This window comes from Peribacillus sp. NPDC096540 (assembly GCF_050278525.1).
GTDB lineage: Bacteria > Bacillota > Bacilli > Bacillales > DSM-1321 > Peribacillus.
Genome location: NZ_JBNNTG010000078.1, coordinates 1 through 8103, shown reverse-complemented (window position 1 = coordinate 8103; position 8103 = coordinate 1). Strand labels below are relative to the sequence as shown.

Genomic DNA, 8103 nt, shown 5'->3' with positions numbered 1-8103 from the left:
TAGTTGGAACGCCGTATGCGGTGAAAGTCGCACCTACGGTGTGAACAGGGGGAAAAGGGAGCGATAATTTCAAACCCTTACCTATCTGTATCATTAAGAAAAAGAAAAAAAAGTCGATTTCTTAACGTCTTTTACGCACTTTTTTGATTGTTACTTCTTTAAAATAGACTCTGTTAAGCAATGCTTTTGATTTTTCTTCTTCAACTAACGAAAAAACGCTAGTTCACATAATCACAATTATCAGCAAAAAAGAGGTAGGGATCACTATCCCGACCTCTTTTTTTAATACTCTACTTTTTGTTAAGCTACATTTTTTACCTCTCTTGTTCTGTTAGCAAATAGTTTTTCTTTAAGAGTAGGTATAATCATACCATCTACCCCATACCTTCCTGCATTCATAGCAGAAACAAGGATAAACATAGATAATAGAACAAGTTGTGGATTGGTACTTGTCGTGCCACTAAACAGATAAGAGAAGTTCATAACTAGACCAAAAAAGACAGCTGTTTTAGTGAAACAACCCACCAATAAACCTATCCCGACGAGGAATTCTCCCCAAGGTACTAACGTATTGAATATCTCTACATTAGGAATGGCTACATTCTCAAGAAATACAACCCACCATCCCTGAACAGCCGGATGCTCTCCAGTTGAATTTGCCAACGCACCCTGTAAGAAACCAGAAGCATCAAATTGTCCGCCTGTTAACTTCCCCCAGCCAGCCATAACCCACGTATATCCGAGATACACACGCAACACAGCCAAAAGAATGGAGACATTTTTGTTATGCTTTAAAAGATCAATAAACATACTTTTCCTCCCTATAATTTAAAAATAATAACTATAAGATATAATAACATAATTGAAAATGATTTTCATTATCAATTATGTAAATAATATATAAACAATCTCCTTTTAATACAATTTGAGGTAATATAGTCCACACTAAAGATACATAGAAAAAGATGAATAGATTGTGAAGGTTTCTACTTAAACTAACGGGGCAGGTTAGTTCATTAAGAGAGTCATTATCTAATCAAAAAGTATTCATTTGGATATTTATTAACAATAGGTAGATTAATAAACAAATTAAGTTATATTTATTTTATAATTTTATCTATATCTTGGAAAAGGGGATAGTTATTGTGGAAGGTTGTTTTTGTAATAACTACACTGAAGATACACAAACTTCAGGGACTTATAAGGGTGAAGAATTTAGTTGGGTTGGAAGTCAGGAAGATTTTATTGATAATCCAAATATTCAAAATCTTAACCAAATTATAGTTGGGCGATATGGAGGAAACTCAGAAGCAGGTCAAAATAAGAACGAAGATGGTTGCTTAGTCTGGTCAAATAAAAATGAAGATTGGGAATTTGTAATTATATTAGATGCACACTATACTGCCGAGAGTGCTGAGATAGTGATTGAACTTTTTAAACAGAATAAAACGGATATGGAAAACCTATTATCCTTTTCTACTACAAATCATCAAATGTTTAAAAACCTAGAAGAGAAGGTATTAAACCTTTTTCAAAGTGATAAATTTCTTTCTATTTGTCGTAAAGTAAAAGGTGAAACATCCTGTTTAATCGTTGTACGAAAACATAAGTATCTTTGGTGGTTTTCGGTAGGAGACTGTATTCTTTATTTATTTCATCAAGATTTAGCTGCACTTGGACAATATCAACTCAATCAAAGACAATTCTATGAATGGGTAGGACAGGTCAACACATTTGATAACAAAGTGCCTTGTTATACCAGTGGGACAAGAGAACTTAGAAAAGGGTTAAATCATATATTATTGACTACAGATGGTTTAATAGAATGTTCAAATGCACCTTTTATTAATCCAAGTGAAGTATTTAAGGTTTTTGCTAATTGTCAAAACGAACAAGGTACTAAATCATTGTTGCAAGAAATTCAAGAAAACAATGTTAGGGATAGCACTACCATAGTTACCTGGGAAGTTTATATATCAGAAGATGCAAGTAAACCAAGCGACCAATAGAGGTGGGAGGGTCTTATGCTAAAGAAGATTTACATTGTCAGACATTGCGAAGCACAGGGGCAACCTTCAGAATCTCCATTAACGGAAAAGGGTTCAAAACAAGCGAATTATTTAGTTAATTTCTTCAGTAATGCAAAAATTGAACGAATAATATCAAGTCCGTTTTTGCGTGCTATTCAATCAGTAGAACCATTAAGTGAGAAAACAAATATTAAAATAGAGATTGATGAACGCCTCTCAGAACGCACACTAAGTACACACTGGCTTGAAAAACTTAAAACAACATTCAATGATATGGAGTTGAAATTTGAAGGAGGAGAGTCGAGTCAAGAAGCAATGAACCGAATAATTAACGTTGTAGATGAAGTTTTTAAAAGTGAAACTGAAAACACAGTAATCGTCAGTCACGGAAATATAATTTCCTTACTTTTAAAGAATTATAATCGTGACTTTGATTTCGAGTGTTGGAAAAATCTTAGTAATCCTGACATCTTTCAATTAAGTTGTACAAAAAATGAAGTGAATATGGAACGGATATGGAAAGAAGAAACAGCTATAAATATTTGATTAGGCATATTATATAGTTCAACTAACAGAGCTTTACTACAATAACGGAGGTGCTTTGCAGCTCTTTTTCTTAATGAACTAACGGGTGCGTTAGCTGAAGATCAGAGCTGTCTTTAAGGCAGCTCTTTCTTTATGTAACTATCGGGGCAGGTTAGCTGAAGAAGGTTTTTGAAGAAAAATCAAGAAGTTTTATGTAAAAGAATATGAAGGGATGGTACGTATTAAATGAATGATGTAATCGATTTGATTGACACAAGAAAACCTGGAGTTACGGATTTAGATATAAAATCAGCAGAAGAACAATTAGGAGTTGTTTTTCCTAAACAATACAAAGAACTTTTTAAACTATCTAACAATGCTCAGATTGATGAATGGACTCTGTTTCCTATTAAAGACTCCAAAAACTTAAAGAGAACCTGGGATGATATTGTAAGACAAAATCAAGATGTGAGAGATGAAGGCATGGCAGATGACCTAATATCTATTGGTGAAGATGGTACAGGGGACAAATTATGTTTTCGGATTGTTGATACGGTAATGGATGGAAAAATTTATATTTGGTATCACGAAACCGAAGAATTAGAAGAATTAGCTTCTAACTTAAAAGAATTTATTGTATCGAATTCTAAATTTGAAGATGAGAATGAATAAATAATAAGCTAATCTTGTTGAACTAACGGGTGCGTGTGCGGCCGAGCCTAGGTCGTATCATATAACGGGTGGGATTCCCGTCGAGCAAGAACTAGCCATTCACTCGTAGCGAGTCTTGGAGGGCCAAAGGTAACTTTTGTCTTTAAGCGTAGACAGTTAGGTAGCGGGCCGAAAGCCAAATGGTTGAAGGGATTGAGCTCCGAAATGTTAGTAAATCGAGAGGGCTGATGCCTTACGCATAGCAGAAAGCTACATTTTACCTTTCGTTAAGGCAAGAAGGGTAAAGCCTCTCCGGAGTCAGAGACCTTGGCACGTTATACATTGATATGATACGGCAACTCGGGAGGCCCTACCGGTCTTTTCTTTTTTTTAGAAGAGTATGGTGTACAAGCGATAACAAGTGAGGAAACCAAATGCCGATGTTAGGGAGTCGGATAGCAGCGTAGTACCTATGAAGTTGGGTAATGCCGATGGAGGAAAGGCTGCTACCAAAGTATCACCCTTAATAGGGACACATTTACTACACACAGAGGTAGAATAAATGGAAACAAAACTACTAAGGATAGCAGAATAGTAAAGTCTGATAGAAATTAGCTGCATTCTGTGAACGATAAGTTGGAGGAGCCGTGTGCGTTAATAGCGCAAGCACGGTTCTGAGAGGGGATGGAGTTCAATTTACCGCAAGGTAGAAAGACTCCTTTCTACTCGACTAGTTCACTAAAAGAAAAAAGGAGAGTACATATTATACATAGCTAATATGTACTCTCCTTTATTTATTAAGGTTTTTTATAATTAGGTCTAGATAATTTTGAAAAACTAACAAACATTAAAGGACCGTCAATAGACCTGTTTTTTGTACGAAAGAAGGATGGCCACCAAGTTTCGACGAATATATCAATATACTTTTTGGAGGTGTTGGATATGGGGATTTGTTGTGGAGAGTGTCACGTTGAATTAAAGAGTGATGATTATGTCACATTGGATGAATTTAGCACGCTGAGGCACACATATTGCGGTTATGATCTTATTGCCGAGCTGATCAAAGACATTGGGACTTATCGAAATATCAAAACAAAGTATTGGTTTTCCCGTGAGCGTACTAAATGAAAATCGGTAAAATCTTGGAGTTAATTAAAACTGATACACCAGCGAATATTGCCAAAAGGGCTGATGTTCATCTTTCAGAAAAATCACTAAGAAAAGCATTGAATAAAGCTGGTTATGAGTATAGAAATTCAGGCGAAAAAGGCTGGTATTTCGTTGGTGAAGGTGACGAGGAAACGGTACAAGAGCAGCTTATTTATGACTTTGCAACAGCAGGAAAAGCAAAGGCGAACGTTTCAACTAATGTAAATAAAGAACCTATTAACGATACCAACCAACGTTCTAACGTTGGCATAAAACGTGGTAAAGAACAGGTCAAACAAGCGAACGAACAATCAGCACCAACCATAGAACGAACCAACGTTATAAGAAAACGTTCTTCATTCGATATGGATGTTGAACTTATGAAGGAACTAAAAATACAAGCAATCATTCATGATAGGACGGTTTATGAACTAGTTGAAAGTGCCGTAAGGCACTATTTAGCTGAATTAAAGGGAAAATGATGTGGCTTTGAAATAAAGTCACGATGTTTATAATAAAGTTGCACCGTTTTACCCCTTTGGATAATATCCTCTAAAGGGGTGTTTTTCGAGAGATATTCGTATCAAACTGAGGGAGTTCAAGAGTGCATATAGATTTGTTCAACAATTGGGCATATTCTTGAATAACTAATTGTGGAAATAATGGCAATTTGAGATGATTGTTATTAAGTTAAGGGAGTTCAATAACATCAGTAACTTTATTCGGAAATAAATGCTGTAAATAATGAAAATATAAAAGAACTTGACGGGAGAAACAATATCTAAATGATTAAAGGGAGGAAGAATTATGTCCAATAACGTAAGACCAAGAAGAATAATTTTAGATTTAGCAATTACTTTAGATGGTTTTATTGAAGGGAAAAATGGGGAAGTTGATTGGTGCATCATGTACCCTGAGATGGGGTTTATTAATTTCTTAAATCAAATTGATACTATTTTCTATGGAAGAAAAAGCTACGATTTATGGGGACAATTTACTTCAGAAATTGAAGATACTGATAAAGGGATTTGGGAATTAGTTCATAGTAAAGAAAAATATGTTTTTTCCAGAACGCAAAAGGGGACTGATAATAAAGCAATATTCATAAATGATAATATTCTTAAAGAAGTAAATACATTAAAGAATAAGCCTGGTAAAGACATCTGGTTATATGGTGGAGCAAGTCTTATTACTACTTTTATCAATTTAGGGCTTGTTGATGAATTTAGATTATCTGTTCACCCTGTTATTTTGGGAGAAGGGAAACCGTTGTTTATTGATATAAAACAGAGGTTGAATTTAAAAATGGTTAATACAAGAACGTTCTCCTCTGGCGTTGTGCAACTAATCTATCATTTGAATGGGAATTAATAATATTGCACATTCCAAAGATAAAATACAAATTCAACTAACGGGTGCGTTAGCTTAAGATCAGAGCTGTCTTTAAGGCAGCTTTTTCGTGCGCCCTGCATGGGTGCAATCAAGGGGTGTGAGTCCCGAACCATGAAGGCAGTAGTAATGGTTAGCTTAATGCAAGGGTGTCCATGGTGACGTGGAATCTGAAGGAAGCAAGCGGCAAACCTCCGGTCTGAGGAACATGAACTTCATATAAGGCTAGGTATCATTGGATGAGTTTGCGAAACAAAACAAAGTCCTTACTGCCGGAGGTGGTACAGAGTAAATGAAGCAGATAGATGGAGGGAGGGAAAGATTGCACTCTTACCCGGGGAGGTCTGATGACAGCCAAGTACACTTGGTAACCTGTCCAGTGATGGACAGCTGAATCATCAGAAGTCAGCAGAGGTCATAGTACTTGTCTACTCGAGAAGATAAGGAAGGACCGAACAGATTGAGGAGGACGGATACTAGGCGTTCGTTATTTTGCGAAGAAGCAAACAATTCCTAACGGAACTTATTTGAAGGAAGAAGTGGTGAATACACGGGGAACTTCAAAAGGGCGGAGCAGATAAAGGCACAAATAGACCATCTCGTGATATGCTAAATTATTCGCCAAATGGTGTACCGACGGTGAATTAATGGGTTCAACCAGGAATATTGGGCTGAACTTATTTTACTAAAGGGTGCTTTACTTCAATAAGGGAGGTTGCTGAGGCAGCCTTTTTCTTATGGCTCTAATGGGTCAGTTTAGTTGAAGAATTCTGACACATCATCAATAGGGCCATATTCTTGAATAAGAAGAGAAAAGGAGATCATCGGAGTTTGGGAGAAATGTATCTGTCATATCTTTCGAATATTAGATAGGGTAGTCTGTTTAATCTTAAACAATTGGACATCTTCCTTAAATAAAAGGGAATAAATTTTTTATACTCTCCGTATCTTTTTAAGAAGGAAAACCGTTATGTAAAATGAAAGGCATTTTTACACTCTATTAAAGTGAATGGGGGAAAACTATGAAGGTCCTTATATTAGGAGGTACTCGTTTTTTAGGAAAAGCTTTGGTAAAAGAAGCATTGAAAAGAGGTCACGAAATTACATTATTTAATCGCGGTACCAATAAAGAGATGTTTCCTGAGGTTGAGCAGCTAATTGGTGATAGAGATGGTGATGTTTCACTTCTAGAAAACCGGAAATGGGATGTTGTAATGGATACATGCGGTTTTGCTCCTCATCAAATCAAAAAAATTGCGACTGTACTTGGGGATAACATCGAACATTATACATATATCTCAAGTATCTCTGTTTATAAGGATTGGATTCCCCTCAATATTACGGAAGACTATCATTTACAATCCATGCTGCCGGATGATAAGTTGAAAGACGTTGAGGAGGGGAAAATTTCTCCCTATGAGTATTACGGCGCGTTGAAAGTACTTTGTGAAGCAGAAGTAGAAAAGCATTGGCCAGGGCGTGTTTTGCATATAAGAGCAGGGCTGCTTGTCGGACGGTTTGACTATACGGATCGGCTTCCGTACTGGGTTCAGCGTGTGGCACAAGGCGGAAAAGTATTGGTGCCGGGACGTTCAGATCGTCCTGTTCAATTGATTGACGTAAAAGATATAGCAACATGGGTGTTCAATATGACAGAAAACAGAAAAAAAGGCACGTTTAATGTAACAGGTCCGAATTATGAATTGACTATGAAAGAGCTATTAAACACCTGTAAAGCTGTCACAAACAGCGATACCGAATTTGTGTGGGCAGAAGAACAGTTTATATTGGAGCACAAAGTAAAGCCATGGACGGAAATGCCTTTATGGATTCCTGAACACTTCCCGTTAGAAGAAGAAACAGAACCGTGGAAAGGATCTTTTTTCATCAGTATAGAAAAAGCTGTTAACGCTGGTCTTTCCTTCCGACCTCTTGAAGATACTGTTTATGATGTGTATCAATGGGAGAAAGCGAGAAAGGATACAGAACGAAAAACAGGGATATCACGAGAAAGAGAGCAAGAGCTGCTAGAGACTTGGTTCCAAAAAGAGAAAAAGGAGACATTGTGATGGGGGTTATAACCCCCATACCCATCTAACCAAGGAAAATTATATCTCAAATAATTGATTACTCTAAATAATGTTCTTCATCAATCGGGCGCGATTCTTTAATAAGAATCGCCTTTCTTATAGAACTAACAGGTGCGTTAGTTTAAGATCGGAGCTGTCTTTAAGGCAGCTCTTTCGTGCGCCCGGCATGGGTGTAATCTATAGGGTGTAAGTCCCGAACCATGAAGGCAGTAGTAATGGTTAGCTTAATGCAAGGGTGTCCATGGTGACGTGGAATCTGAAGGAAGCAA

At 36.7% G+C, this 8103-nt stretch carries 8 protein-coding genes; 7 read left to right on the top strand and 1 reads right to left on the bottom strand.

Going from position 1 to position 8103, the window contains the following annotated elements; translation table 11 throughout:
• Positions 1-300: 300 nt before the first annotated feature.
• Entirely contained in the window at positions 301-810 is a 510-nt protein-coding gene (locus ACQKMR_RS27865; RefSeq protein WP_427700164.1) for a DoxX family protein, read from the bottom strand.
• Positions 811-1145: 335 nt separating this feature from the next.
• Between ACQKMR_RS27865 and ACQKMR_RS27860 the strand changes: the two genes are divergently transcribed.
• The 7 genes from ACQKMR_RS27860 to ACQKMR_RS27830 all read left to right on the top strand — a co-directional run bounded on the left by ACQKMR_RS27860 (position 1146) and on the right by ACQKMR_RS27830 (position 7813).
• Positions 1146-2009: a protein phosphatase 2C domain-containing protein gene (locus ACQKMR_RS27860; RefSeq protein WP_427700163.1), complete on the top strand. Its 864-nt coding sequence runs from the start codon at positions 1146-1148 to the stop codon at positions 2007-2009.
• A gap of 15 nt (positions 2010-2024) precedes the next feature.
• Complete coding sequence (locus ACQKMR_RS27855; protein ID WP_427700162.1) at positions 2025-2576, top strand: histidine phosphatase family protein; 552 nt, start codon at positions 2025-2027, stop codon at positions 2574-2576.
• A 225-nt stretch (positions 2577-2801) separates the two neighbouring features.
• Positions 2802-3227, top strand: a complete 426-nt coding sequence (locus ACQKMR_RS27850) for an SMI1/KNR4 family protein (protein ID WP_427700161.1) — start codon at positions 2802-2804, stop codon at positions 3225-3227.
• A gap of 921 nt (positions 3228-4148) precedes the next feature.
• Positions 4149-4334, top strand: coding sequence for a hypothetical protein (locus tag ACQKMR_RS27845; RefSeq protein WP_034306238.1), 186 nt, complete (start codon positions 4149-4151; stop codon positions 4332-4334).
• Complete coding sequence (locus ACQKMR_RS27840; RefSeq protein WP_427700160.1) at positions 4331-4837, top strand: hypothetical protein; 507 nt, start codon at positions 4331-4333, stop codon at positions 4835-4837. Before ACQKMR_RS27845 ends, ACQKMR_RS27840 begins: the two co-directional genes overlap by 4 nt.
• Before the next feature lie 325 nt (positions 4838-5162).
• A complete protein-coding gene (locus ACQKMR_RS27835; protein ID WP_427700159.1) occupies positions 5163-5726 on the top strand; it encodes a dihydrofolate reductase family protein in 564 nt (187 codons plus the stop codon).
• 1040 nt (positions 5727-6766) lie between these two features.
• A complete protein-coding gene (locus ACQKMR_RS27830) occupies positions 6767-7813 on the top strand; it encodes an SDR family oxidoreductase (protein WP_427700158.1) in 1047 nt (348 codons plus the stop codon).
• Positions 7814-8103 lie beyond the last annotated feature (290 nt).